Source organism: Amycolatopsis sp. NBC_01286, from assembly GCF_035982555.1.
Classification (GTDB): Bacteria; Actinomycetota; Actinomycetes; order Mycobacteriales; family Pseudonocardiaceae; genus Amycolatopsis.
Genome location: NZ_CP108428.1, coordinates 6,418,228 through 6,444,515, shown reverse-complemented (window position 1 = coordinate 6,444,515; position 26,288 = coordinate 6,418,228). Strand labels below are relative to the sequence as shown.

24 protein-coding genes are annotated in these 26,288 nt (G+C 72.8%); 12 read left to right on the top strand and 12 right to left on the bottom strand.

Annotation, left to right across the window (positions count from 1 at the left end):
* Positions 1–38: 38 nt before the first annotated feature.
* Positions 39–665: an NAD(P)H:quinone oxidoreductase gene (wrbA, locus tag OG570_RS30355; RefSeq protein WP_326952535.1), complete on the top strand. Its 627-nt coding sequence runs from the start codon at positions 39–41 to the stop codon at positions 663–665.
* Between the two features lie 3 nt (positions 666–668).
* Here the strand turns inward: wrbA and OG570_RS30350 are convergent, their stop codons facing one another.
* Positions 669–1,139, bottom strand: coding sequence for a MarR family winged helix-turn-helix transcriptional regulator (locus OG570_RS30350; RefSeq protein ID WP_326950577.1), 471 nt, complete (start codon positions 1,137–1,139; stop codon positions 669–671).
* Positions 1,140–1,198: 59 nt separating this feature from the next.
* Between OG570_RS30350 and OG570_RS30345 the strand changes: the two genes are divergently transcribed.
* Entirely contained in the window at positions 1,199–1,741 is a 543-nt protein-coding gene (locus OG570_RS30345) for a hypothetical protein (RefSeq protein WP_326952534.1), read from the top strand.
* Between the two features lie 12 nt (positions 1,742–1,753).
* Here the strand turns inward: OG570_RS30345 and OG570_RS30340 are convergent, their stop codons facing one another.
* Together OG570_RS30340 and OG570_RS30335 are read right to left on the bottom strand one after the other, a co-directional pair.
* Positions 1,754–2,557, bottom strand: a complete 804-nt coding sequence (locus OG570_RS30340; protein WP_326952533.1) for a hypothetical protein — start codon at positions 2,555–2,557, stop codon at positions 1,754–1,756.
* An 8-nt stretch (positions 2,558–2,565) separates the two neighbouring features.
* The gene (locus tag OG570_RS30335; protein WP_326952532.1) at positions 2,566–3,252 is read right to left on the bottom strand and encodes a papain-like cysteine protease family protein; all 687 of its coding nucleotides are present in this window, start codon (positions 3,250–3,252) and stop codon (positions 2,566–2,568) included.
* Between the two features lie 322 nt (positions 3,253–3,574).
* Between OG570_RS30335 and OG570_RS30330 the strand changes: the two genes are divergently transcribed.
* Complete coding sequence (locus tag OG570_RS30330) at positions 3,575–4,426, top strand: hypothetical protein (protein ID WP_326952531.1); 852 nt, start codon at positions 3,575–3,577, stop codon at positions 4,424–4,426.
* 16 nt (positions 4,427–4,442) lie between these two features.
* On the opposite strand, the gene OG570_RS30325 is transcribed toward OG570_RS30330, so the two are convergent.
* The gene (locus OG570_RS30325) at positions 4,443–5,015 is read right to left on the bottom strand and encodes a TetR/AcrR family transcriptional regulator (protein ID WP_326952530.1); all 573 of its coding nucleotides are present in this window, start codon (positions 5,013–5,015) and stop codon (positions 4,443–4,445) included.
* A gap of 82 nt (positions 5,016–5,097) precedes the next feature.
* On the opposite strand from OG570_RS30325, the gene OG570_RS30320 reads away from it, so the two are divergent.
* Positions 5,098–5,667, top strand: coding sequence for a dihydrofolate reductase family protein (locus OG570_RS30320; protein ID WP_326952529.1), 570 nt, complete (start codon positions 5,098–5,100; stop codon positions 5,665–5,667).
* Here the strand turns inward: OG570_RS30320 and OG570_RS30315 are convergent.
* The 3 genes from OG570_RS30315 to OG570_RS30305 all read right to left on the bottom strand — a co-directional run bounded on the left by OG570_RS30315 (position 5,652) and on the right by OG570_RS30305 (position 7,809).
* Positions 5,652–6,524: a hypothetical protein gene (locus tag OG570_RS30315; protein ID WP_326952528.1), complete on the bottom strand. Its 873-nt coding sequence runs from the start codon at positions 6,522–6,524 to the stop codon at positions 5,652–5,654. The two genes, OG570_RS30320 and OG570_RS30315, sit on opposite strands and share 16 nt — an antisense overlap.
* Positions 6,521–7,141, bottom strand: coding sequence for a hypothetical protein (locus tag OG570_RS30310; protein ID WP_326952527.1), 621 nt, complete (start codon positions 7,139–7,141; stop codon positions 6,521–6,523). The genes OG570_RS30315 and OG570_RS30310 overlap by 4 nt, the downstream gene beginning before the upstream one ends.
* A gap of 62 nt (positions 7,142–7,203) precedes the next feature.
* On the bottom strand, positions 7,204–7,809 hold the full coding sequence (locus OG570_RS30305) for an RNA polymerase sigma factor (protein ID WP_326952526.1): 606 nt from the start codon (positions 7,807–7,809) through the stop codon (positions 7,204–7,206).
* Positions 7,810–7,944: 135 nt separating this feature from the next.
* Here OG570_RS30305 and OG570_RS30300 point away from each other — a divergent pair, with 135 nt between their 5' ends.
* The 4 genes from OG570_RS30300 (at position 7,945) to OG570_RS30285 (ending at position 13,363) form a co-directional block, all read left to right on the top strand.
* Positions 7,945–10,719, top strand: a complete 2,775-nt coding sequence (locus tag OG570_RS30300) for an AfsR/SARP family transcriptional regulator (RefSeq protein ID WP_326952525.1) — start codon at positions 7,945–7,947, stop codon at positions 10,717–10,719.
* A 19-nt stretch (positions 10,720–10,738) separates the two neighbouring features.
* A complete protein-coding gene (locus OG570_RS30295) occupies positions 10,739–11,026 on the top strand; it encodes a hypothetical protein (RefSeq protein ID WP_326950588.1) in 288 nt (95 codons plus the stop codon).
* Between the two features lie 38 nt (positions 11,027–11,064).
* Complete coding sequence (locus OG570_RS30290; protein WP_326952524.1) at positions 11,065–12,894, top strand: RiPP maturation radical SAM C-methyltransferase; 1,830 nt, start codon at positions 11,065–11,067, stop codon at positions 12,892–12,894.
* A 67-nt stretch (positions 12,895–12,961) separates the two neighbouring features.
* Positions 12,962–13,363: a DUF6294 family protein gene (locus tag OG570_RS30285; protein WP_326952523.1), complete on the top strand. Its 402-nt coding sequence runs from the start codon at positions 12,962–12,964 to the stop codon at positions 13,361–13,363.
* Positions 13,364–13,407: 44 nt separating this feature from the next.
* Here OG570_RS30285 and OG570_RS30280 read toward each other — a convergent pair whose 3' ends face one another.
* Positions 13,408–14,241: a leishmanolysin-related zinc metalloendopeptidase gene (locus OG570_RS30280; RefSeq protein ID WP_326952522.1), complete on the bottom strand. Its 834-nt coding sequence runs from the start codon at positions 14,239–14,241 to the stop codon at positions 13,408–13,410.
* Between the two features lie 206 nt (positions 14,242–14,447).
* On the opposite strand from OG570_RS30280, the gene OG570_RS30275 reads away from it, so the two are divergent.
* Both OG570_RS30275 and OG570_RS30270 read left to right on the top strand, forming a co-directional pair.
* Positions 14,448–15,938 (top strand): PKD domain-containing protein, encoded by a 1,491-nt coding sequence (locus OG570_RS30275; RefSeq protein WP_326952521.1) that lies wholly within the window; start codon positions 14,448–14,450, stop codon positions 15,936–15,938.
* A gap of 20 nt (positions 15,939–15,958) precedes the next feature.
* Positions 15,959–17,434, top strand: a complete 1,476-nt coding sequence (locus tag OG570_RS30270; protein ID WP_326952520.1) for a hypothetical protein — start codon at positions 15,959–15,961, stop codon at positions 17,432–17,434.
* A gap of 47 nt (positions 17,435–17,481) precedes the next feature.
* Here OG570_RS30270 and OG570_RS30265 read toward each other — a convergent pair whose 3' ends face one another.
* Positions 17,482–18,033, bottom strand: coding sequence for a hypothetical protein (locus OG570_RS30265; protein WP_326952519.1), 552 nt, complete (start codon positions 18,031–18,033; stop codon positions 17,482–17,484).
* A gap of 99 nt (positions 18,034–18,132) precedes the next feature.
* Here OG570_RS30265 and OG570_RS30260 point away from each other — a divergent pair, with 99 nt between their 5' ends.
* Positions 18,133–18,900, top strand: coding sequence for a Calx-beta domain-containing protein (locus tag OG570_RS30260; protein ID WP_326952518.1), 768 nt, complete (start codon positions 18,133–18,135; stop codon positions 18,898–18,900).
* Here OG570_RS30260 and OG570_RS30255 read toward each other — a convergent pair.
* Positions 18,884–21,886 (bottom strand): BTAD domain-containing putative transcriptional regulator, encoded by a 3,003-nt coding sequence (locus OG570_RS30255; RefSeq protein ID WP_442788199.1) that lies wholly within the window; start codon positions 21,884–21,886, stop codon positions 18,884–18,886. The genes OG570_RS30260 and OG570_RS30255 overlap by 17 nt on opposite strands.
* Before the next feature lie 163 nt (positions 21,887–22,049).
* Here OG570_RS30255 and OG570_RS30250 point away from each other — a divergent pair, with 163 nt between their 5' ends.
* A complete protein-coding gene (locus OG570_RS30250; protein WP_326952517.1) occupies positions 22,050–23,687 on the top strand; it encodes a vWA domain-containing protein in 1,638 nt (545 codons plus the stop codon).
* Between the two features lie 331 nt (positions 23,688–24,018).
* Here the strand turns inward: OG570_RS30250 and OG570_RS30245 are convergent, their stop codons facing one another.
* Positions 24,019–24,693 (bottom strand): fasciclin domain-containing protein, encoded by a 675-nt coding sequence (locus OG570_RS30245; protein WP_247052859.1) that lies wholly within the window; start codon positions 24,691–24,693, stop codon positions 24,019–24,021.
* 385 nt (positions 24,694–25,078) lie between these two features.
* On the bottom strand, positions 25,079–26,275 hold the full coding sequence (locus OG570_RS30240; RefSeq protein WP_326952516.1) for a cytochrome P450: 1,197 nt from the start codon (positions 26,273–26,275) through the stop codon (positions 25,079–25,081).
* Positions 26,276–26,288: the final 13 nt, after the last annotated feature.

The following is a 26,288-nucleotide window of genomic DNA, read 5'->3' as shown; positions in this document are numbered from 1 at the left end:
AGGATTCACCGAGTGATGAATCAACGAGGAGAGCGGTCATGTCCGAGCCGACCTGTCACGTCGCCGTCGTCTACTACTCCGCGACCGGCACGATCTTCACCCTCGCCGACGCCGTGCGCGCCGGCGCCGCCGACGCCGGGGCGGAGGTGCGGCTACGGCGCGTCGAGGAGATCGCGCCCGTCCAGGCGATCGCCCGCAACGGCGCCTGGGTCGAGCACCTGGCCGGCACCGGGCACATCCCGGTGGCCACCCACGACGACCTGCTCTGGGCCGACGCGGTCGTGTTCGGCACCCCGGCGCGGTTCGGGAACGTCGCGAGCCAGCTCAAGCAGTTCCTGGACACCTTGTCCGGGCTGTGGATGCGCGATCTGCTCTCGGACAAGGTCTACAGTGGATTCACCTCGACGGCGTCCGCGCACGGTGGCCAGGAGTCGACGCTGCTGGCGCTCTACAACTCCGTCTACCACTTCGGCGGTGTCATCGTCCCGCCCGGATACAAGGACCACCGGAACGACTCCGCCGGAAACCCTTACGGCGCCGGTCATGTCACCGGCGACGACGGCTCGATCGCCGTCGGCGAAACGGCGTTGACGGCGGCCCGCTCGCAAGGCCGCCGGGTCGCGACGATGGCCGCGGCCCTCCGGTACGGGCTCGCCGCGGCGTGAGGCCTACGCCTCGCCCCCGGGCGGATAGGTGAACCGGGTCAGCAGGTCCATCAGCTTCGCCGGCTCGCCGGCACGCAGGTGCGAGAGCAGCGCTTCGGCCGGGGCGAGCGCGTCCTCGTGCGCGGCGTCGAAGGCCTTGACGCCGTCCGGGGTGATCTCGACCTCGCGCACCCGCCGGTCCCCCGGCACGGCGTTGCGGACCGCGAACCCCTTCGCCTCCAGGTCGTCGACGACCCGCATGATCCCGGCCTTGTCCGACCCGGTCGCCTCGACCAGGTCCCGCTGCGTCGTCGGCCCGCGGTCCACGAGGATGATCAACACGGCGAAGTGCCGCAGCTCCAACCCGTGCGGGCGCATCGCGGTGGCCATCGCCCCCGCCGCGCGGGCGTGCGCCCGGCGCAGCAGCAACCCCAACGCGAACGGGGAGACGTCCCCCGGGCGGTCGGTGGCGCGGGTCCTGGGCTTGGCGGTCATGCGAGCACCCTACCCCAACGGGCGTCGGGTGATACGGTTTCATTCGATACGGAACGGCGGTGGTCAAGGTGATCGGCTTCGGAGTGGCACCCCGCGCGGACGAAGTCGCCGCGCCCGCACCCGGCGACGACCTCGTCCCCCACCCGGACGTCGTGATGGACCGCGGGTTCACCCTGGACGCGCCGCCCGAGCGGGTCTGGCCCTGGTTCGCCCAGCTCGGCAAGAACCGCGCGGGCTGGTACCTGCCCACCGGGATCGAGGCGCTCCTCCCCCGGCGGCGCCGCGCCCTGCGCCACCTCGACCCCGCGCTGCAGCACCTGCGCCCGGGCGACGTCATCGACGACTGGGGCGGCCGCGACGCGACCTTCGAGATCGTCACCCACGACCCGCCGCACACCCTGGTCCACCGCTCCACCCGCGGCCGCCTGGAGATCAGCTGGGCGATCCGCCTCACCGGCGACGGCCCCGGCACCACCCGGGTCCACCTCCGGTTCCGGCTCAGCGGCGCGCGCCGCCCGCGGCTGGTCGAGTACGGCGGCGGGCTCGTCGACCTGCTGACCGTCGCCGGTCTCGCCGCCGGCCTGCGCGACCGGCTGCGCTGACCCGCGAGCCCGTCACGGGCGCCCGGCGGCCACCTCAGTGTTCCGGGCCGGAGACGTCGCGCGACCGCGACGCACGAGCACCAGAGCCACGACGGCCAGGAGCACGACCGCCAGGCCCGCGAGGCCGAACCACCACCACCCCGACGTCGCGGGCGCGGCGGTTTCGGGGTGCTGGGCGAAGCCGAGCCCGCCGTCACGCTGGTACTGGGAGCCGGGCTGCTTGTCCGCGTACCGGTCGTGGACCTGGCGCTGGTAGTCCGCCAGCGGGACGAACGCGCCGACCGGCGTCTGCGGCAGGCTGGCCTGCAGCAGCCGGACGCCGTCGGTGCCCAGCGCGTACCAGCCGTTGATCTGCGGCTCGTCGAGCAGGACGGCACCGGCCGGCAGCCGGGTGGCGAGGCGGGTCTCGTCGTCGCCGGACAAGACGCTGCCGACCCGCCAGCCCGCCGCGTCGGGGGCGGCCTGGATGGTGGCGGTGCGGCCGTCCTGGGCGTGCGCGACGACCGCGACGTACTCGAGGACCGCGACCCGGCCGGCGCCGTCACCCCGCACGAACGCCGGGTCGAGCGTGTAGGCCGGGACACCCGAGCCGGCCACGGTGATGACGCCCGGGTCGGGCTGACCAGGTCTGCGGAAGTTGGTCCTGGCGAAGCTGATCGCCTCGGCCGAGTGGGCCGCGGTCACCGCCGCGGCGACCTGCGCCGCCGGCAGCGGCACCCACGCGGGTGGCGCGGCCGAGGCCGCCGCGCCGGACCCGGCCGTACCCGCCAGTGCCAGCAGCACCGCCGTCAGGACCTTCACCGCAGACCTGGTCATGGCCTAGCTCACCGCCCGCCCGTGATGCCGACGACGGTGTCGCCCCAGGTGAACTCGCTGTTGCGCAGGTAGTCGTTGTAGGACTGCGTGCGGTAGCGCTGGTAGGTCGGCCACGGGTCGCCGACGTTCATCGACTGGTTGCCCGCGTCGTAGCCGTAGATCACCTCGGCGTGACCGCCGCCGGAGGTCCAGTAGATCCCGGTGAGGGCCGGGTTCCCGGCGTCGATCTGCTGGGTGATCGTCGAGAACGACACCGCGCCGCCGGCGCTGCTCGCGGAGAACCCGGTGCCGCGGAAGCCGTTGACGATCTCGCCGATCTGCGCGGCCTGGTTCGGGCAGTTGCCCGCGCTGGTGCCCTTGCCCGCGGCGCAGAACTGGTTCTGCGACGTCGAAGCGCCGTGGAACTGCTCGATGCTCGCGCCGTCCGCGGCCCAGCACCACTCGTCGTTCTGCTGCACCTGCTGGCTGTAGTTCAAGCTGCGCGCGGCCTTGGCGTCCCGGGCCGCGTTCGCGGCGGCCGGGAGCCGCAGCGCGCTGTTGTCGCCGAGCGGGTGGGTGAGCGTCACGCCGTTCGGCGCCGGCGGCGCGACCGACTGGGCCCCGGCGGCCGGGGTGAGCGCGAGCGTGGCCGTGACCACGACCGCACCACACGTGAGAACCAGGCCCATCATTCGTTTGTCCAGCGCGATGACCACGAGCTTCTCCTTGTGCAAAAGGGAAAGGGGGACGACGGGGAACGGTTCCGGACCCATTCCGCGGTAACTTCGCCCCATCACTGTGCGGCAGGCGAAAATCTCCAACAACCGACGCAAGTCGGTAAACGATGAGTAAACGACCGGCTCGCCGCACGGTGGCCCGCGTCACATATCCGCTGGTCAGCACGCGGTGTTCGCGACGAGCGGCGGACGTCGCCGCCTCGGTGTTATCCCAGGTGTTATGGGTGCGGCCGGGCCTCGCCGCGGGCGGTTTTACCGGCCTTTCGGATCCCGGCGGCGGGCGGGCTGACAGACTCGACCGGTGATCCTCGGTTACGTCCTCGCCCTGCTGGCCGCCGTCGCGTCGGGCAGCGGCTCGATCCTGGAGTCCGCCGGCGTCCGGCGGGCCGGTGCCTACGGCGGCGCGCCCCAGGACCTCGTCGCCCTGCGCGGCCAGCCGCTGTACTTCCTCGGCGTGGGCGTGGACCTGCTGGGCTTCATCTTCGCCGCCGCCGCGCTGCACCGGCTACCGCTGTTCCTCGTCCAGTCGGTGCTGGCGTTCAGCGTCGGCGTCACCGCGACGATCTCCGCGTTCCTCGGCATCCGGCTGGCCTCCGCCGGCTGGGCCGCCTTGGGCGTCGGCGCGACCGGCCTCGTCCTGCTGGGCCTGTCCGCGGACCCGGGTCCCGCGCACCTGCTGCCCACCGCCGCCAGGTACCTGCTGCTGGCCGCGGCGGTGCCGATCGCGGCGATCGGCTTCTACGTCCAGCGCCACGACCACCGCTGGTCGGCACCCGTGCTGGGCTTCTGCGGCGGCCTGGGCTTCAGCGTCGTCGGCATCTCCGCCCGGACGCTCGACACGTCGGGCTCGGCCTGGCGGGTGGCACTGGACCCGGCGATCTGGGCGATGATCGCCAACGGCCTGGTCGCCGCGGTGGTCTTCGCGATGGCCCTGCAACGCGGCCGCGCGACCGCCGTCACGGCCACGATGTTCACCACCAACACCGCCGTGTCCTCGCTGATCGGCGTGACCATCCTGGACGACCGCGTCCGCGACGGCTTCACGGTCGCGGCCATCGCGGGTTTCGTGCTCGCCGTCGCCGGCGCGATCGGCACCGCGCACTACGCCGCCGCCCACAAGGCGCCGGCCGAGGAGAGCGCGGAACCGGTCTAGCCGGACACCTCCGGGATCACGGGGTGAGGCGCTCGACCAGGGCGTCGACGAGCCCTGCGCGTTCCTGCGGGGTCAGCAGGTCCGGCAGGGTCAGACGCTCGATGATCAGCCAGTTCAGCGCCAGCCACAGCAGCTTGACCGTCGTCGCGTCGCCGGGCAGGCCCGTCTTCAGGTGGTTCGCCACGTTGAAGTCGAGGTCCGCGCGGATCCGCTGGGTCAGCACCTCCCGCAGCTCCGGGCGGCGGGCCGCCTCCAGGCGCAGTTCCAGCAGGGCCAGGAAGCCCGCCGGGAAGGCCGCCACCCGCTCGACCAGGGCGTGCATCAGCTCGGCGAGGCGGGCGCGGTCACGCGGGCCGTCGAACGGGGCGGCCAGGGTCGCCTCGTCCGGCACCAGCCGTTCGTAGACGCGCTCGCCCGCGCCGGTGAGGATCTCCTCGCGGCCGGCGAAGTAGTTGGAGGCGGTGCCGGTGGGCACCGCGGCCCGCTGGTCCACCGCGCGGAACGTCAGCCCGCGCGCGCCGTCCGCCGCCAGGACCTCGATCGCCGCGTCGAGCAGGGCCGCCCGTCGTTCCGGATTGCGTCGCGCCATCGCTTGTGACCACTCCGCTTGTAGTGTTATGGTCAAACCACTACAAGTAAAGTACTACACATCGAGTTGTTCCGGGGGTCGCATGCGCAAGCTCGTCTACTACGTCGCCGTCTCGATCGACGGGTTCATCGCCGGGCCGGGCGGCGAGTTCGACTTCTACCCGGAGGCGCCGGACATGGTCGAGTACCTCCGGGCGGAGTTCCCGGAGACCATGCCGAGCCACGTCCGGCCGCACATCGGGCTCGACGGCGTGCCGAACAAGCGGTTCGACACGGTCGTCATGGGCCGCGGTGCCTACCAGCCGGGGCTCGACGCCGGTGTCACCAGCCCGTACGCCCACCTCCGGCAGTACGTGGCTTCGACGACGCTCGGCGCGAGCGCCGACCCCGCCGTCGAGCTGACCGGCGACCCGGTGGACACCGTCCGCCGGCTCAAGGACGAGCCCGGCGCGGACATCTGGCTCTGCGGCGGCGCGCGGCTCGCGGGCGAGCTGCTGCCGGAGATCGACGAGCTGGTGTTCAAGCGCTACCCGGTCGTCGCGGGCCACGGCCTCCCGGCGTTCACCGGCCCGTTCCGGCCGCGGCCGTTCACGCCGGTGGAGACCCGGACGTTCAGCCACGGCGGCACCATCACCACCTACCGCCCGGCTTGAGGCCGCTGGTTCTGGAACTGGAACTGGACCCGCACCGAGCCGTCCAGCGGGACGATGATCGTCGAGTCGCTCGCCGACCACCGGTCCGGCACGAGGAACATCCGGTCCTTGCCGTGGATCAGCAGGCGGAGGTGCCGGTAGCGGTAGTGGAACGTCTGGCCCTCGGACGGCGGCAGCTTGGTCTCCTCGAGGCCGGGACTGCGCAGGTACAGGCTCTCCTTGGTGTCGAGGATGACGCTGGGCAGCTTGTCGAGGCGGTTCGCGTCGGCCATCGCGAGCCCTCGGCCGGACCACTGCGCGGTCGTGGCCGTCATCCAGAACACGCTGACGGCGAGCACCAGGTACCCGAGGACGACCGAGCTCCGCCGGAACGGCGGCGCGCCGTCCGGTGACCGCCGGACGGTCGCGCCGTACCGCACGAGCGTGGCGCCCACGGCGATCAGCAACGGGGTCACCAGGCCGAACAACCACCAGTCCCGCAGGAAGGTGTAGCCGGACACCAGCACGAGACCGGCGATCAGCGTGGTGAGCCCGATCCCCTGCGCGACCCGGCCCAGCCGGCGCACCGCCGTCGCCGTCCGGATCCGCTTCCGGACGGCGGCGCGCACCGCGACCGAGCCGAGCCCGGCCGCGGCGACCACGAGCAACGGCGTCAGCAAGGGCTGCGGGCTGCGCATGATGTACTCCTGCGTGCCGAGCCCGATCGTGTCGACGTCGACGCCGAAGTACTCGTACCGCGCCCGCGCGGAGACGTAGCCGAAGTAGAACAGCACCGCGGTCAGCAGCGTCAGCGGCGGGATCGCGGTCTTGCCCGCGTCGAGGAAACGCTCGAGCGCCCCGGCGGCAGCCGGGCTCACCCGGTGGGGGTCGCCGTGGTCTCGGTCGACGGCGACTCCGGCTGGGTCAGCCCGATCTGCCCGGGGCTCACCCGGGTCGGGAGATCCCGGCATGAAGCGTCCTTCCCGGCGGCGCACACCACCTGGCCCTTGATCGTCAGCGTCGCGTCGCCACCGGTCCCGCGCGCTGTCACCGCGACGGAACAGGTGCCGGCCGCCGCGCTGAACGTGAACGAGGCGCACGCGGGCGATTCCCCGCACCGGCCGCCCAAGCGGAAGGCACCCGGCGGCTCCAGCTGCAGCCCGGTGACTTCGACACCGTTGTCCGGCAACAGATCCGGCTGCAGCCAGCTGGCGGTCACGCACTGCTCCTCGGCACCCGGATTTTCGGGGACGCCGCCGATCGGCAGCTGCGGGATCGTGATCGCGCCCCCGGTGTCGTCGGCGGTCCTCGGGCTCTCCGGACCGGACGCCTCGGTGCTCGGGGCGCCGGTGGGCAGGGGTGCCTCCGTGGTGGCGTCCTGCGCACCGGAGCCGGAGCCGGAGTCGGACCCGGAGTCGGCGGAGTCGGAGCAGCCGGCCGCCGCGAAGACGAGCACCGCGGCCGCGGCGGCCAGGGTGGTACGGAACAGGTTCATCGTGGTTCCTCCTCCGCTTGCGGAGCCGCGAGCATGGGCGGTGATACCGCCGATTCGGCGCATCACGCCATCACCCGCGCGCTCTGAGGGGTGTGTCCAGGGACGTCGAGCGGATCGCCGCCGAGCAGCGCCGCCACCGCCGGTGCGCGCCGGGCCCGGGCGAGGCAGCGCGCCCGCGACGGGCCGATCGAGCCGACCGGGATGCCCAGCGTCGCGCTGATCTCCCGGTAGGACCGCGGCGGATCGCACATCAGCATCGAGAGCAGCCGCCGGTCCCGCGGGGGCAGCGCGGCCAGGGCGTGACGGGCCGCGGCCCGGCGCTCCTCGCCGATCAGCGCGGCGGCGAAGTCCGGCTCGGCCGGGTCGTCGATCAGCACGGCGTCGGTCGGGATCTGCCGGGTGCGGTGGCGCAGCACCCGCAGGCACTCGTGCCGGGTCGTGGTGCGCAGCCAGCCCGGCAGCGCCTCGGCGTCGCGGATCTGCGCCCGGTGCGTCACCAGGTTCAGCCACACCGCGCCGCGGACGTCCTCGGCGTCCGCGCCGCTGATCCGGTAGTGGCGGCACACGGCGGAAACCAGCGCGGAATAACGCTCGACGATATCCCGCCAAGCCCATTCCGCACCCCGGGCGGCGTTTTCCAGCAATGGTGCCGGCGAATCGTGGTACATGGCCCCTCCTCGAACTCTTCCGTTCCCGGGTTCACGATTCCGCCACGACCTGCTCGGCGACCTTGCGGGAATCTTGCGGACGGAGCAGTATCGGTTCCGCCATTCGCGACGCGTCGGAAACGGGAAGGCCGCCGCATGGAGTTCGTGCTGTTCGGGGAGGTGCAGCTCCGGGTGGCGGGGCGATCCCTGGACATCGGAACGCCCCGGCAGCAGGCGGTGCTCGCGGCACTGGCGGCCGACGCCGGGCGTCCCGTTTCGCTCGAAACGATCATCGGCCGGGTCTGGGGTGACGATCCACCGGCCGAAGCGCGCAATGTGTTGTATTCCCACGTGAGTCGAATCCGTCGACTGTTCAAAGATCTCGCCGATTCCACCGGGGAGACCGCGAGCGTCACGCGCGGTACCGCCGGTTACGTGCTGGAAATCGACCCGGACGACGTCGATCTGCTCCGCTTCGACCGCCTGGTCAAGTACGGAAACGACGGGAGCCGCACCGACGCCGAGCGGGCGGCGGCGCTCGCCGAAGCGGTGTTCGGACCGCGCGGCACCCCGCTGGCCGCCATCCCGGGCGGCTGGGCCGAGCAGGTGCGCGCGACCTGGCAGCGGCACCGGTTCGACGCCGCCGTGCGCTGGGGCGAGCTGGAGCTGCGCCTCGGCCACCCGGACGCCGTGTTCGGCGCGCTGTCCGACCTGGCCGGGGACTACCCGCTCGCGGAGCCGCTGGAAGCGCTCCTCATGCGTGCCCTGCACAACGCCGGGCGCCAGGCCGAGGCCCTCGACCGGTACGCCGCGGTCCGGCAGCGGCTCGCCGACGCGCTCGGCGCCGATCCCGGCCCCGAACTGCGCGCGCTGCACCGCGCGATCCTGCGGGGCGAGCTGCCGGCCGCGCCGCGGGCCACGCCGACGACCACTCCGGCCCAGCTACCCCCGGACACCCCCGGTTTCGCGGGCCGCGAGAGCGCCCTTAGCCGGCTCGACGACGTGTGCGACGAGCAGGTCCCGGCCACCCGGATCGTCGTCCTGTCGGGCACCGCCGGGGTGGGCAAGACGGTGCTGGCCGTCCACTGGGCCCACACGGTCGCGCCCGGGTTCCCCGACGGCCAGCTGTACGTGAACCTGCGCGGCTTCGACCCGACCGGCGCGCCGGTGGACCCGGCCGGCGCGCTGCGCGGATTCCTCGAGGCGCTCGACGTGCCGGGCGGCCGGATCCCGACGACCGTCGAGGCCCAGGTCGGCCTGTACCGGAGCCTGCTGGCGAACCGGCGCGTCCTGGTCGTGCTGGACAACGCCCGCGACGCCGAGCAGGTCCGGCTGCTGCTGCCCGGTGCGCCGGGCTGCGTGGTGGTCGTGACCAGCCGGGACCGCCTCGCCGGCCTGGTCGTCGCGGGCGCGCACCCCGTCACCGTCGACCTGCTCGACGACGCCGAGGCCCGGGCGCTGCTGAGCGGCCGGCTCGGCGCCGGCCGGATCACCGCCGAACCCGCGGCCGTCGAGGAGATCATCGGCCTGTGCGCACGGCTCCCGCTGGCCCTGGCGGTGGCCGCGGCCCGCGCCGCGACGCACCCCGGCTTCAGCCTGGCCGCGCTGGCCGGGCAGCTGCGGGACGCGCGCGGGTTCCTCGACGAGTTCTCCGGCACCGACCCGGCGACCGACGCCCGCGCCGTGTTCTCCTGGTCGTACCTGCGGCTCGATCCGGCCGCCGCCCGGCTGTTCCGGCTCTTCGGGCTGCACCCCGGGCCGGACGTCGGCCTCCGCGCGGCGGCGAGCCTGGCCGGTGTCCCGGCCGGCAAGGCGCGCCCGATCCTGTCCGAGCTCACGCACGCGCACCTGATCACCGAGCACGCCCCCGGCCGCTACACCGTGCACGACCTGCTGCGCGCCTACGCCACCGAGCTCGTGCACGAGGTCGAGTCCCCCGCCGACCGCGAGACGGCCGTCCACCGCGTGCTGGGCCACTACGCCCACACGGCCTTCCACGCCGACGGTTTCCTCGACCCGCGGCTCGAAGTGCCGCCGGCGCTGACCCCGCTCCCGGCCGGGGCCGAGTCCGACCGGATCACCGACCACCGGCAGGCCCTCGCGTGGTTCGAGGCCGAGCACCGCGTGCTGCTGCTGGCCGTCCACGCGGGCGCCGCGTTCGACACCCGCGTCTGGGACCTCGCCCGGTCGCTGCAGCGTTTCCTTTCCATGCAAGGGCATTGGCACGACGAACGCGACGTGCTCACGGTGGCGGCGGCCGCCGCGCACCGGCTCGGCGACGAGCGCAAGCAGGCCTTCGGCCACCTGCACCTGGCGGGCACGCACGTCCGGTTCGGCCGGCACACCGAGGCCCACGACGATCTCGAAGCCGCGCTGACCTTGTCCCGCGCCGCCGGCGACGTCGTCGGGCAGGCCTACGCGCACCGCCAGTTCGCCTGGCTGCTCGACCGGCAGGGCGCCGTCGCCGACGCGCTCGCGCACGCCGAGCAGGCCCTGGACCTGTTCCGCGCGGCCGAGCACCGGGCCGGGCAGGCGACGGCGCTCAACGCGGTCGGCTGGTTCCACACCCTGCTCGGCGACCACGCAGTGGCCATCGACTACTGCCGCCAAGCGGTCGACCTGCAGACGCAACTCGCCGACCACATGGGCGCGGCCCAGAGCTGGCACAGCCTCGGTTACGCCCACAAGCAGCTCGGCGACCACGCCCGCGCGCTCACCTGCTACGAGACGGCCCTGGACCTCGTGCACCGCAACGGAAGCCTCATGGTCGAGGCGCGGTTGCACATCGACATCGCGAGCCTCCACCGCGAACTCGGCGACACCGAGTCCGCCCGAGCCGGTTGGCAACGAGCGCACGACATCCTCACGCACCTCGCCCATCCCGACGCGGACGAAGTGCGCATACGACTGTCCGAAGTACACAGTGGATGATTCACTCAGGAGGAAATTCATGTCCGAAACCAGCGCCGAGGACTCCAAAGAATTCGAAAATGAAGTGAAGGATCTCTTTGTCAGACTCGAAGTATTCAAGCAGGAACTGTCTGACCAGCAGCAGAAGTTGCTGGACAGCATCTTGTGGCTCGCCTGGAACTCGACCAAAGACGAGAAGCCGCTCATCTCCGGGTTCGCAGAGTCTTTCAGCGCGCACCAGGCCTCGGTGGTCATCGACTTCGCGTCCGGCGCCATTGCGCTCGGTGACATGCTCCCTCTGATGATCAGAAGCATCATCAGACCCTGAATTCATCGACCACAGCCATTCGCAGGGGGAGCCAGACCATGACCGCAGTGCCGGCCGTTCTCGTGTCGATGCCGTTCCTGGAGGTGGAGCGGCCGTCCATCCAGCTCGGGCTGCTCAAGGCGATCGCGGACCAGCACGGGCTCCCGGTGCGGACCCTGCACCTGAACCTCGACTTCGCCGTCCGGATCGGCCTGGACTACTACCGATCCCTGGCCGAGCACCGGGGCCGGCAGCTCGGCGACTGGCTGTTCTCGGTCGAGGCGTTCGGCGACGCCGCGCCCGATCCGGACGGGAAGCTGCTCGCCGAGCTCGGCACCGAACTGTCCTACCTGGACGGACCGGCGGAGTCCGCGGCGGCCCGGCTGCTGAGCACGCGCGAGCACGACGTGCCCGCGTACCTCGACGCCGTCGCCGGGGAGTTCGCCGGGGTCCGGGTGGTCTGCTTCAGCTCGACGTTCCAGCAGAACACGGCGTCGTTCGCGCTCGCACGGCGGCTGAAGGAGCGGCACCCCGGCATCGTCACCGTGTTCGGCGGCGCCAACTTCGAGGGTGACATGGGCCGGGAGCTGGTGCGGTCGGTGGACTGCGTCGACTTCGCCGTCCTCGGCGAGGGTGACGTCGCGTTCCCGCGGCTGCTGGCCGCGCTCGCGGACGGCACCGACCCCGGCGCGGTTCCCGGCGTCGCCCGGCGCGCCGGGAACGACGTCGTCGCGACCCCGCCCGAGGCGCCGCACGACCGGCTCGACGACCTGCCGGTGCCGGACTACGGCGAGTACTTCGCCCGGGCGGCACGGCTCGGGTTGCCCACCGAGCACGTCACGATCCCGTTCGAGTCCGCCCGGGGCTGCTGGTGGGGCGCCAAGCACCACTGCACGTTCTGCGGGCTCAACGGGACCACCATGCGGTTCCGCGCCAAGTCGCCGTCCCGGGTGCTCGCCGAGCTCGACCGGCAGGCCCGGCGGTACCGCACCTTCCGGTTCGACGCGGTCGACAACATCCTCGAGCCCGGCTACCTCAAGGAGCTGTTCCCGGCGATGACCGAGGGGGCCCGCGACTACGAGATCTTCTACGAGGTCAAGGCGAACCTGACCCGGGCCCAGCTGAAGGTCCTCGCCGCGGCGGGCGTCACCCGGCTGCAGCCGGGCCTGGAGTCGCTGAGCTCGGAAGTGCTGCGGCTGATGGACAAGGGCGTCCGGGCCGCGCAGAACGTCAACCTGCTGCGCTGGGCCGGGTACTACGGGATCACCGTCGGCTGGAACATCCTCTGGGGGTTCCCGGGCGAGACGCCCGAGGCGTACGCGGCGCAGGCGGCGGTCGTCCCGGACCTGGTCCACCTCCAGCCGCCGGCCGGCGCGGACCGGGTCTGGCTGGAGCGGTTCAGCCCGCTGTTCACCCAGCCGGCCCGGTTCCCGCTGCGGCGGCGCGAGCCCGAGCCCAGCTACCGGCACGTCTACCCGGCCACAGTGGACCTCGACCGGGTCGCCTACTTCTTCGACTACGAAACGGAAGCCGCGCTCGACGCGGACGTCTACGCCCCGCTGGGGAACGCGGTGTCGGCGTGGACGGCGGCGTGGCAGGCGGACCGGCGGCCGGTCCTCGTCTACCGCACCTCCCCCGGCTTCCTGCAGATCTACGACGGCCGGCCGGACCGCGCCGGCACCCACACCTTCCACGACGCGCTCGCCGGCATCTACCTCGCCTGCGTCGACCGCCCGCGCACCGCCGCGGCCGTGCACCGCGAGCTCGGTCTCACCGCGCCGGTCGCCGAGGTCGAGGCCGTGTTCCGCGAGTTCGCCGCGCGCGGGCTGATGTTCCTCGACGAGAACCTGGCCCTGGCCCTGGCGGTGCCCGCCACGCGGGGCCGGTGACGCGTATCAAGGTCGCGTTCCGCGCCTCTGTCCAGCGGCAGCAGTGAATCGAGCGGAAGGCAGTGTCATGGATCCCTCGACCATCGTGGAGGCGGCGAACGCCGCCGCGGAACGGCTTACCGGCTGGACACCGTGGGAGTTCACCTGGGGGTTGATCAAGAAGGGCGACTGCACGATGTTCGACGGGGCCAAGTGGACCCTGTTCCCCAACGGCACCGCCACCTTCGACGGCACCGTCACGAGCGGGGACGACGACGACGCTTGGGTGATCTGGCACGTCGACTTGCTGGACGCCGACTGGGCCGTTCTGGGCTCGCTGGCCACCGAGCACCCGATCGGCGGCGACTGGCGCAAGTTCGTGCAGAACATGCCGAGCAGCGCGGAACGCTACCGGTTCCGCGCCTGGGCGAGCTTCGAAACCGGGCTGTGGAAGGACATCGCCCACCTGAAGATGTATTCGAGCTGTTGAAGCAGTGGCCGGTTCCCGGGTGCGGGAACCGGCCACTGTGGACTTCAGGCCTGCAGCGCGGTCCGCGGCAGCTCGGCCGGCACCGGCGTCACCGCGAACGCGTGCACCGCGAAGCGGGCCGCTGGTGCGACGGTCACGGGTAGCTCGTAACCGTCGGCCGCGTCGACGTCGACCTGGTACCCGAGGTCGCCGAGGGCGGCGACGGTGACCCGGCTCAGCGGGTTCGGCGCCGGGTTGACGAAGCCGGTCATCAGCTCGTCGCCGAAGGTCTCGTCCCGCCAGTGGACGTCCGCGGTGCCGGGCCCGCCGGTGTTCTCCACGGGCACCCGCACCGGGTCGCCCGAGCCGCCGCGCAGCTTGTGGTACTCGGCCATCGCACCGGGCCCGGAGAACGTGGGGTCGGTGGTGCCCTTGCCGACCAGCAGGCCCTTGGCCGCCCAGAGCGAGCCGACGCCGATGACGTGGCCCATCTCGTGGGTGATCACGTCGCCGAGGATGCCCTCGGCCTCCATCTTGGCCAGGTCGACCTTGTCGAAGGTCATCTCGCCGCGAGCCGGCAGCAACGCCGAGGGCTCCGGGCCGGCCGGCCGCACGTGGGTGATGTGCGCCTGACCGAGGATGTGGCCGGCGCCGTCGATGTCGGCGCCCTTGGCGATGATCAGCACGTCGTCGATCGCCTCGCCGTCGACCACGACCGGCGGCAGGTCGCCGACGATCACCTTGGCCCACCGGTCCGCGGCCGCGGCGAAGGCGTCCACCTGCGACGGCGTCAGCCCACCGGCGAACCGGACGGTGACGGTGAACGGCGACGTGGTCCCGGCCAGCAGCAACGCGCGCTCGGCGTCGGCCCTGGCGTGGTAGATCCCGTGTTCCGGCATGATCGTTCCTTCCCCATCGGCTGTGGTACCGATCGGATGCCGGAGCGGCCGGGGAAATACACCGCCCGGCGAACGGCGGGGCCGCGCCGTTACGGCATCCGGCGTAATTCCCGCGAAGTCGGTCACGCCGGACGGGGTGCCGTCGATACGTCCGGCAGGGGATCTTCGTCATGGGGGCGGGGGCGTTTCACGAGGGGGAGCACTTCGTGCTGTATTCATTGCGATCACGCGGCCGTGTCGCCGTGGTCGGGGTGCTGATCGCGGCGGTGGCCGTGGTGGCCCCGGGCGTCGCGCACGCGGCGGCACCGCCGGCCAACGACGACTTCGACGCCGCGGTGGCCGTCACCTCCCTGCCGTTCACCACGCAGGAGGACACCAGCGCGGCCACCAAGACGAGCGACGACCCGGGCTGGTGCTCGGGGTACGCCGCGGCCGGGTCGGTCTGGTTCAGCTACACCGCGACCCAGGACGGGCTGCTGCGCGCCACGACGGCCGGCAGCGACCACCGGACGATCCTGTCCGCGAACACCGGCCCGCGCGGCCGGCTGCAGAGCGTGGCCGACGCCTGCGACTACGGGACCGACCCGGCCATCACGCTCCAGGTGACGGCCGGGACGACCTACTCCTTCCTGGTCGGCGGCCTCGACGCGCCCGGTGGCGCCCTGTCGTTCGCGCTCGACGCCGTCGCGCCGGCGGCCAACGACGCGTTCGCGGCCGCCGAGCCGGTCACCGCCCTGCCGTTCACCCGGCAGGCGGACCTCTCGACCGCTACGGCCCAGGCCGGCGAGCCGGACTCGAGCTGCGTGGAGGACGAGGGCATCCCGTCGGTCTGGTACTCCTACCCGGCCTCGGACACGGCGCGCTCGGTCACCGCGCGGGTCGAAGGGTCCGAAGCCGCCGTCACCGTGTACGCCGGGAACTCGCTGCCGGACCTGACGCAGGTCACCTGCCGGCGGAGTGGCAGCGGCACGGCCGTGTTCCGCACGAGTCCCGGCACCGGCTACTTCCTGCGCGTCACCGGGGCGCACCGCGGCTACGGGCCGGTCCAGCTGGTCGTCGACGAGGCGCCGCCGCTCCAGCCGGACGTGTCCGTGTACCCGTCGACCCCGACGGTGTTCGACAACGCCGGCTTCTCCGCGTCGTCGTGGAACTCGATCGACCTGCCGCTGAGCGGGACGTGGGACTTCGGCGACGGCGCGACGGCCCCGCTCGGCACGGAGACGGTGTACCACCGCTACGCGGCCGACGGCGTCTACTCCGCCACGCTCCACGCGACGTCCCCGGACGGGCGCACCGCGACGGTGACCCAGCCGGTCACGGTGACCACGCACGACGTCGGGATCGCGAAGTTCACCACCCCGGCGTCGGCGCGGCAGGGCGTCAGCAAGCCGATCTCGGTGGACGTGAGCAACACGCGCTACGCCGAGTCGGTGACCGTCGTGCTGTCCAAGCGGACCACGGACTACTGGGCCGAGGTCGGCCGGCTGACGCTGCAGGTGCCCGCGCGGGCCACCGGCAAGGTCCGGTTCCCGTTCGCCTACACCTTCACCCCCGACGACACGCTCGCCGGGAAGGTCGCGTTCCGCGCCGAGGTCCAGCTGCAGTACCCGGTGACCGACGCCGTCCCGGCGGACAACGAGGCGATCTCCATCGCCACGACCGTCAAGCCGCCCGCCTCGCGCATCGTCGCCGTCTGATCACTTCCAGGGGGAACAAGATGAAGCTGTCCGCCCGTCCACTGCTCGCCGGTGTCGCGGCCCTCACGGCCGTGCTGCTGGCGCCCGGGGTCGCCCACGCGGCCCCGCCGTCCAACGACGACTTCGGCTCCGCCACCGCCGTCACCGCCCTGCCGTTCACGGCGAGCCAGGACGTCACCGAATCGACCAAGGCGGCCGACGACCCGACGCCGTGCGGCACCTATACGACGTGGACCGTCTGGTACGACTACACCGCGGCCGCGGACGCGTTGGTCCGCGTGACGCCGTCCAGCACCGGCTCCGCCCGGCCGTTCGTCGCGGTCTACACCGGTGACCGCGGCGCACTGACGCAGGTGCCGGGCGCCTGCGCGACGTGGAGCTACCCGGGGACCGCGACGTTCCACGCGACCGCCGGCACGACCTACCACGTCATGCTGGCCCAGCAGTACAACCAGAGCGACCTGACGGTGGGCTTCACCACCGTGCCGCCGGCGCAGAACGACGACTTCGCGGCGGCCGCGACGGCCGCCGTGCCCGGGGAGTACTCCGGCGACCTGACCGTGGCCTCGGCCGAGGCCGGCGAGGTCGCGCCGAGCTGCGACCCGGACGCCGACCGGTCCGTGTGGTTCCGGTTCACCCCGGACCGCACGCGGTCGGTGAGCGCGCTGGCGATGTTCGACTGGGGCCCGGGCATCACGGTGTACCGGGGCACGTCGGCGGACTCACTGTCCGAAGTGGACTGTGTGGCCTCCGGTGACCGCCGGGCCGCCGTGTTCACCGCGGTCGCCGGGGAGACGTACCAGATCCGCGTCGCCGACGACGTCGATGCCGCGTCCCTGTTCGACATCCGGCTCGAGACGGCGCCGCCGCTGGCGCCGTTCCTGAACTTCTACCCCAACAACCCGTCGGTGTACACGGATGTCACGCTGGCGCCGTACTCGGGTGACAGCCTCGGCCGGCCCTTCGTCAGCGGCGAGGTGCGCTTCGGCGACGGCGGCTCGGCCCCCATCACCGGCGCCGACATCCGGCACCGGTACGCCGCGGACGGCGACTACCGGGTCGAGGTGACCGGCACGACCGCCGACGGCCGGACCGGGACCGGCTTCGACACGCTGAAGGTCGATACGCACGACGTGGCGCTGTCGGACTTCACCGTGCCGGCGACCGCGCGGGTGGACCAGACCAAGCCGATCAAGGTGTCGGTCGCGAACACCCGCCACGACGAGACGGTGACGGTCACCCTGTACCGGCTGGACGAGCAGGGCTACAACCAGGAGATCGGCCACCTCAAGCAGTGGGTACCGGCGGCCGCGGGCCGCAAGGTGGTCTTCCCCTTCGCCTACACGTACACGGCGGCGGACGTCGCGGCGGGCCGGACGTCGTTCAAGGTGGTGGCGACCATCGAGAACGTCTACTCCGGCGACGCCCGCCCGGAAGACAACCAGCTGCTGGCGTCGACGACGGTCCGCGCGAAGAACGCGGTCGCCATGAGCTGACGTGACCCGGGAGTGGTGTTCCCCGCACCGGTGGCGGGGAACACCACTCACGGCCGGCACCCCTGGTCCACGACGGCCAGCGGCGACGGCCCGCGTTTCGCGAGACCCGCACGCAGTTCACCGAACCCGGCACCGATGAGCGTCGTTTCGATGAAGGACTCGCCGCCCTTCTCTTCGACATCGACGCTCAGCAGCGAATCCACCTCGGGGTCGAACGCGATGAACCCGTCGGTCATCCACTCCCCCACGGCGCGCGCGAGGTCGCCCGCCACGAGGTCGGCCCGGACCCGGATCCAGCCCGCGTCCGGGGCATCCATGACGACCACGTGGACATCGACCGAGGGAAACACCGCGGATCCGCATGCTTGCAGGGCGGCGACGAACTGCCGTTTCGCCGGCCACCGTTGGATGATCCGGCCGGGCGAGGGACCAAGCCGTTCCACTCTCTCGCCGAGCCTCGTCGACTCCTCGAACCCGCACCAGTCGCCGGCCAGGTGCTGATCCCGGCTCGCGAAGGCGGCGCTGATGGCGGTCCGAGCCCTTTCGGCTTTCCACTTCCAGCGGGCCGACGCCGCGCGACTCGCCAACTCCTCCGCCACACCCCACACGGTGTCACAACCCGGCCACAACCGGGGTGCGGTACGCCATATCCCGGCGGCGCGCTGCTCCCGTGCGCCCGGACCCAAGGGGTGGCTCGCATGAGATCAGCGGTGCTCGCGGCGGTCGTGCTCCTGCTCGGCCTGGTGCCCGTGCCGGCCGCGGACGCCGCCCAGGGGTGCGGTCCCGCGGCGGTGTCGGTGGCCGACCGGACGCTCTACGAGGGCACTCCCGACCTGAATCCCGGCTACACCACCTTCAGCTTCACCGTGTCCGTCGCCTCGGCCGCGGGGTGTGCGCCCACCGGCACGGTCTCCTACAAGACCGAGGACGGCTCCCCCGGCGCGACCAGCCCCGCCGACTACGTCCCGGTGAACGGGCGGCTGACCTGGACCGGCGAGGCCAGCTCGCGGACCGTCTCCGTCCAGGTGGTCAAGGACGCCGTCCCGGAGCCGAACGAACCCTTCCTGCTGCGCCTCTACGACCCCGTGGGCGTGACCCTGGCCGACGACCTCGCCGCCGGTGGGGTGCTCGACGACGACGGCGCCGGCGGGCCGCTCGTGGTCGTGTCGACCGACGGCGGGAAGATCTGCTGGAAGGTCTGCGCGATCGGCGTGCACGTCAGCACCCCGGTGCGGGCGCCGGTGACCGTGCACTACCGCACCCTGCCGGTCGGCGACGGCGTCCCGGCGTACGTGCCGGTGAAGGACGCGACCCTCACCATCCCGGTCGGCGCGAGCGGGGGCGACGCCGTCGTCAAGCTCCTCGACACCCAGAGCGAGTCCCGCTTCGTGCTGGAGCTGTTCTCCCCTTCGGCCGGCACGCTCGGCAACGCGCGGACGGAGGTGACGATCAAGCCCGGCGGTTAGCCACCTCACGGGCTTCGGCCGTCGCGTTGGCCTGGGTGTACAACGCGGCGGCCGTGGCCCACTGCCGGGCCGCGTCGGCCGGGCGGCCGAGCCGGGCCTCCAGCTCGCCGAGGTCGCGGTGCAGGTGCGCCTGCTCGTAACCGTCGGGCACCGTGGCCCGCAGCGCCAGCCCGCGTTCCAGGTGCTCCCGCGCGGCGGCCAGGTCGCCCGCGCCCAGCCGCGCGCGGGCCAGGTGTTCGAGCGCCGACGCCTCCCCGTGCCGGTCGCCGACGTCGCGGCTGAGGTCCAGCGCCTGCCCGAAGTGCGCCAGCGCGACGGCGAAGTCGCCCTGGCCGAGGTGGGCGCGGCCGGCGTCGAGCAGCGACTCCCATTCGAGCCAGCGGTCGCCGATCGCCCGGCTCACCGCGATCGCCTCGCCGAGGTGGGCGAGCGCCGCCGCGTGGTCGCCACGCTGCAGGTGCGCCTCGCCCAGCGTGTCGAGCGTGGCGGCCTCCAGACGCGCGTTGCCGAGGTCGCGGAACGTCGCCAGCGCCTCCGTCAGCGGGTCGAGGCTCTCCCGCGCGCGGCCCATCCGGACGTAGGTGTGGCCGAGGTTGCGCTGGGACAGCGCGTGGCCGAGGTCGTTGCCCGCCTCGGCGTTGCGCGCGACCGCGAGCCGGTGCGAGGCGATGGCCTCCTCGAAGCGGCGCAGCTCCGCGTAGGCGTTGGCGGTGTTGTTGTGGATGTGCCCCTCGCCCTGGACGTCGCCGGCGGCCTGCGCCGTCCGCAGCGCGGCCGCGTTGGTGTCGAGCGCTTCCTGCAGCCGCCGGGTCATGAAGTACGCGACGCCCAGTGCCCGCAGCATCTCGGCTTCGGCCAGCGGGTCGCCGATCTCGGTCGCGGCGGCCGCGCCCTGGCGGCACAGCTCGACGCGGGTGTGCCAGTGCCCGGCGGTGTCGTAGAAGCTGGTCAGCAGGTACGTGAGCTGCCAGGCGGCTTCCGGGCGGCCGTGCTCGCGGGCGAACCGCACCACGGGCAGCAGGTTGTCGCGCTCGGCGGTGAGGAAGGCCAGCGCGGCGTGCCGGTCTGGCCCGACCGGCACGGCGGGCGCGGCGTAGCGCGGCACCGGCGTCACGAGGTCGCGGTTCGGGTCGAGCGCCCGGTTCGCGCCGGCCGCGGCCAGCAGGTACCAGTCGACGAGCCGGTCGCCGGTTTCCGCCCGGGCGGACGCGGGTTCGTCGGCCCGCGCGCACTGCCGGGCGAACTCGCGGATCAGGTCGTGGAAGCGGAAGCGGTCCTCCCCCGCGGCCGTGACGAGGTGCGCGGTCGCCAGCCCGGCGGTCGCGCGGTCGCCGTCGCCGGCCGTCATCCCGCACAACGCCGCCCCGAGCGCGGTGGTGAACGTGGCGCCCGGGCTCAGCGCGACCCGGCGGAACAGCCGGGCCTGCGCGTCGCCGAGCGGGAGGTACGCGGTCGCGAGCACGGCGCGGACCGTGCGTGAATCCCCTTCCACCGCAAGGGTGTCGAGGCGGCCGGCCCCGGCCAGCTCGGCGGCGAGCTCGGCCAGCGGCCGCTTCGGCGTGCCCACCAGCCGGGCCGCCGCGATGCGCAACGCCAGCGGCATCCCGCCGCACAACCGCGCGACCCGGGCGGCCGGCCCCGGCTCGCGCTTCACCCGGTCGGCACCGAGGACGCGGTTCAGCAGCGCGAGGGATTCGGCGTGCGCGAAGGCGTCCAGGGCGACCGGGTGCACCGCGTGGCGGGTGCTCAGCGCGGCGAGGGTCTGCCGGCTGGTGATCACCAGCAGGGCCGGGCCGGTGCCGGGGATCAGCGGGAGGACGTCGTCGAGGCCGCGGGCGTTGTCCACCACGACCAGGCACCGGCGCCCGTGCAGCAGCGAGCGGTACAGCGCGGCGCGCTCGGCCGGGTCGCCGGGGATGTTCTCCTCCGGCACGTCCAGGCCGCGCAGCAGGTGCGCGAGCGCCCGGGACCCCGGCATCGCCTCGGCCGCGTCCTGGCCGCGCAGGTCGAGGAACAGCTGCCCGTCCGGGAAGCGGGCCGCGACGCGGTGCGCCCAGTGCAGCGCTAAAGCGGTCTTCCCCATGCCCGCGGCACCCGAGATCACCACGACCGGGCGATCGCCGTCGTCGAGGGCCGCGTCCAGCGACGCGAGTTCGTCACCACGGCCGGTGAAGTGGCCGACGCCCGCGGGCAGCTGCGACGGCCCGGCCGCGGCGGCCCGCGGCTCCAGCTCGTGGTCGCGGCGCAGGATCGCCGTGTGCAGGGTGAGCAGCTCGGGACCGGGGTCGACGCCGAACTCGTCGGCGAGCCGCCGCCGCAGCCGCTGGAAGGCGTCGAGCGCGTCCGTGTGCCGCCCGCAGCGGTACAGCGCGAGCATGTGCAGCCCGGTCAGCCGTTCCCGGGTCGGGGCCGCGGCGAGCAGCCGCGGCAGCTCGCGGACGGCGTCCTCGTGGTGGCCCAGCCGCAGCTCGGCGTCCCAGAGGTCCTCCACCGCCGAGAGCCGCAGCTCGTGCAGGCGGTCCACTTCGCGCAGGCCCCAGCCGGACAGCGCCGCGTCGGCGAAGGCGTCTCCGCGCCAGAGCGTCACGGCGGCCCGCAGGGTCGTCGCCGCCCGCTCGACGGCGCCCGCCGCGAGGTCCGCCGCGGCCGCGCGCAACTGCTGCTCGAACCGGTGCGCGTCGACCGTCGCGGGCGGGACGGTGAGCAGGTAGCCCGGCCCGCGGGTGACCAGGACGGCCGGGAAGCCGCAGACGTCCAGGGCCTGGCGCAGGCGCGCGACGTGGCTGTGCAGTGTCTTGACGGCGGTGCGCGGCGGGTCCTCGCCCCACAGGACGTCCACGAGCCGCGGGATCGGCAGCACCGTGCCCGCGTGCAGCGCCAGCACCCCGAGCACGACCCGCTGCCGCGTTCCGTGCAGCGTCGCGAGCCCGGCCGGGCCCACGGCTTCGACCGGGCCCAGCACGCGCAGTTCCCCGGGTTGGGACACCCCCAGCTCCTTCCCGCGCCGAAACGGCTCAGCGAGCGTAACCACGCGGATGCGGTGCGAAAACAGCCAACCAGCTGATCTGCGCGCGAGCGACAACCGGTTCACAACCACGCGGGGCGACGCTCGGTGGCAGTCCAGCCCCCACTCCCGTGAGGAAACCCCGATGAGCACCACTCTGCGCCACCGGCGCCGCAGACCGTTCGCCGCCGCGCTCGCGGTCGCCGTCGCGGCCACGTTCCTGCCCGTGTTCACCGCCGCCGCCACCCCGGCCGTGGCCCCGGCCCCCACTTCGCCGTGCGGGCCGCTCGACGTCACCTTCGTCATCGACGACACCGGCAGCATGGGCCCGGCCCTGACCAACATCAAGAACGAGCTGGGCAACATCGCCACCGCGGTGCAGTCCAACTCCGGCAACGACTACAAGCTGGGCCTGGTGACGTTCAAGGACAACATCACCGTGCACAGCGACCTCACCGCGCTCAACCTGGCCACGGTCACCCCGCAGATCAACGCCCTGACCGCGACCGGCGGCAACAACGAACCCGAGGCCTCCGACGAGGCGGTCAACACGGCCGTCAACAACCTGCCCACCACCGGGCGGCCGCAGGTCGGCAACTTCGCCGGCGTCTGGCGCAGCAACGCGACGAAGATGGTCATCCTGGTGACCGACGCCCGCCCCGGCGGCTTCGACGACGCCTTCGCGGCGGCCGACCAGGCGAACGCCCACCTCCGGGCGGTCCAGGCGGCGACCAAGGGCATCAAGATCTCGTCGGTCTACGTGCAGACGAGCACGGCCTACCCGGTCATCCCGACGATCATGCAGGACTACGCCACCACGACCGGCGGCACCTACGCCGCGACGCCCGCCAGCGGCGCGGGCGCGGGGACCGCGATCCTCGACGCGCTGAAGAACTGCCGCAAGACGGACGTGTTCATCAAGGACGCCGCCGCGGACACGGGGGTCGCGCCGCACGCGCTGAACCCGATCTGGACGAGCCCGGACATCAAGGTGTGCGCGTCGCTGCCGCCGTGCGCCTCGATCAACCCGGTCGTCGGCGCGACGAACTACGTCGTGGTCACGCTCAACAACCCGGGCCCGTACGGCTCCGGCGCGTCGACCGGCCACGTGGAGGTCTCCTACACCGCGCAGGGCGGCGCGGCCCTGTGGCCGACGGACTGGGTCCCGGTCGGCTCCTCGGCGACGGTGACCGTGGCCCCGGGGTCCGTGCAGGTCCCGGTCCTGTGGGCCGGCGTCCCCGGTCCCGGCCACTTCTGCCTGCTGGCCCGGTGGATCTCCGCGACCGACCCGATGACCTCCCCCGAGCTGCCCGGGTCGAACACGCTCACCAACACGCGGAACAACAACAACATCGCGTGGCACAACGTCGACACGATCAAGCTCAAGCCCGGCGTCGGCACCACCCACCCGTTCACCCTGGGCAACCCGGTCGCCGACCGGCTGACCACGGACCTGGTCTTCACCCAGCCCGGCAAGCCGTTCGCGGGCGGGCCCGGCACGGTCGTCGTCGACCTCGGCAAGGTGCTCGCCGAGCGCTGGCGCCAGAGCGGCCAGAAGGGCGTCGGCGTCCGGCCGGTCGGGGACACGCAGGTCGAGATCGTCGACCCGCGGCAGGCGACGCTGCAGGGCCTGGTGATCGAGCCGAAGGAACGCCTCGAAACCGCGGTGACGTTCACCGCGACCGACGCGGCGGCCGGCGGTGAGTTCGTGTTCCGGATGTCGCAGTCCGACGGCAAGGACGACCTCGGCGGCGTCGAGTTCCAGCTCTCCACCGAACAGTAGGAGATGATTCAGAAGGCCACCTCGGGCGCGTCCCGAGGTGGCCTTCGTTTCCTTTGCCGGAAAGCACTTCACGGCCGGCGAGACCGAGGGCCGGCCGCCGGCCCTGCCCTGGAGTGAACCGGCAGAGCCGGCGACCGGCGGAACGCCGCCGCTTCGGCGTCCCCCGGCGGCGGATCTCCTGCAACCCGCCGCCAGGCCGGAGACCACGAGGGCACGTCACCTCGTGGATGCGACGCGACCGCCGCGGCTCCGAGTTGGCGGAGCCGCGGCGGCCTGCTCTGTCACCGGACCACCCGCGCGGGAGGGGTGAGGTGGCCCGGGAGATCCGGTGTTACTTGTTGGTGCCCGGGGTCAGCACCTTGTCGATGACGAAGACGGTGGCGTTCTTGGTGGGGATGTTGCCGCACAGGATCTTCGCGCCGTTGACGGTCATGTTGTCACCGGTGCCCTCGATCTTCAGCGGACCACCCGCGGCGTTCAGCGAGTCGAGCGTGCCGGCGGACGCGAGGCCCTTGGCGTCGTAACGCTTGCCGACGACGTGGTACTGCAGGATCGGCGACAGCTCGGCCGGCTTGCCCGCCAGCTCGTTGAACTTCGCGTCACCCAACGCGGCGAACGCGGGGTCGGCGGGGGCGAACACCGTGATGGCGGGGGCGCTGTTGAGGGTGTCGACCAGGTTGGTGGCCTTGACGGCCGCAACGAGCTTGGTCAGCAGCGGGTTCGTCGACGCCGCGGAGGCGACCGGCTGCGGGCCCATCGAGTCCAGCGAACCGGGCGACGAGCCCTGCGGCAGCTGCGAGCAGGCGGGGCCGAAGACGTCGGCGTTGGTGGTCACGCCGTCGGTGGCACCACCGGCCGGCGCGGCGGCCGAGGAGGACATCGGGGCCGGCGCGGACGCGCTGCTGCTCGCCGAGCCCGAAGAGGCGGTGTCGTTGCTGCTGCACGCGGTCAGGGCCAGCGCGGCGACCGCGGTCAGGCCGATACCGGCGATACGAAGCTTGCTCATGCGAAATCACTCCACGGATTGCGGCGGCGGAGACAGTCCACTGTGGATCTGCCCAGGGTACTGGCGGTGGTTCGGCGCTCCCGCCGGACCGGATTGGCCGATCGGCGGAGAACTTCACCCGGCTCGTTCCCGGGTATGCCCTTTGTTCGCAGCCGTCGCGCCGCCGGACAGGTCGCTTTTGTCATCTCCCTCGATCGAGTGACGGAAGGCGTCGCCGCGCGGCCGTGTACTTGGGCGAGTACACGACGATGACCAGCGGTCGGTCACCACCGGGCGCAGCGGGAGCAGATCGTGCGGGCCACGACGGAGCCGATCGCCGAGCAGGGCGCCCGTGGTGGCTCCACGCTCGGCACCTACCGGCTGGATCGCCGCCTTCGCGCCCGGCTCAGTGTGCGAGGTCCAGCGGCAGCCGTTCCAGCCCGCGGAAACTGACGTTGGGCCGCCAGCACAGCTCCTCGCCGGTCAGCTCGATCACGCGGTAGCGGTCCAGCAGCGCCCGGAACACGGTCGCGGCCTCCATCTTCCCGAGCGCCGCGCCGAGGCAGTAGTGCGGGCCGCCGCTGAACGCCAGGTTCTTGATCCCGGTCCGGGTGACGTCGAGGTGTTCCGGGTCGGCGTAGCGCTCCGGGTCACGGCAGGCCGCGCCGAACAGCAGCATGACCTTCGAGCCGGCGGGCAGGGCGACGTCGTCGAGCACGACCTGGTCGTCGAGCAGCCGCGAGGCGATCTGCACGGGCGCGTCGAAGCGGGTGATCTCGTCGATGGCGCCGGGGATCAGCTCGGGGTGCTCGCGCAGCAGCTTCAGCTGCTCCGGGTGGCGCAGCAGCGCGAGCAGGCCGTTGCCGATCAGGTTCACCGTGGTCTCGTGCCCGGCGACGAACAGGAACAGCACGTTGGCGATGATCTCGTGGTCGGTCAGGCGGACGCCGTCCACCTCGGTGTGGGCGAGCAGCGACAGGATGTCGTCGCGCGGGGTGGCGCGGCGGCGGTCGAGCTCTCCGGTGACGTACGCCCGGAACTCGGTTTCCGCCCGGTTCAGCTCGGCGACGTCCGCGGCCGTGATCGCCGGGTCGATCACCCGGCTGATCTGCTCGGTCCAGCGCCGGAACCGGTCGCGGTCGTCCGTCGGGAGGCCGAGCAGGTCGCAGGTCACGGTGACCGGCAGGGGCAGCGCGAGGCTCGCGATCAGGTCGGTGCGGCCCTCACCGGCGACGTCGAGCAGCCGGTTCGTCTCGGCGGCGACGCGCGGGCGCAGCCGGTCCACGGCGGCGCGGGTGAAGACCTTGCCGATGACGCCGCGGATCCGCCGGTGCGCGGGCCCGTCGAGCATCAGCAGCCAGCTCCGCACGCTGCGCACCAGCGGGCTGTCCAGGCCGCCGCGGCGCTGGGCCCAGCTCGGGTTCCGGTAGAACTCGCTGGACACGCCGGGCGCGCGCAGCACGGCGTCGACGTCGGCGTAGCGGGAGAGCACCCAGAAGCCGAAGTCCGACCGGTGGACCGGGTCCGTCTCGCGCAGGCGCCGGTACACCGGGTACGGGTCGGTGCGCACCGCGGGATCGCGGGGGTCGAACAGCGTGGTCATCTGGTTCCCGTCC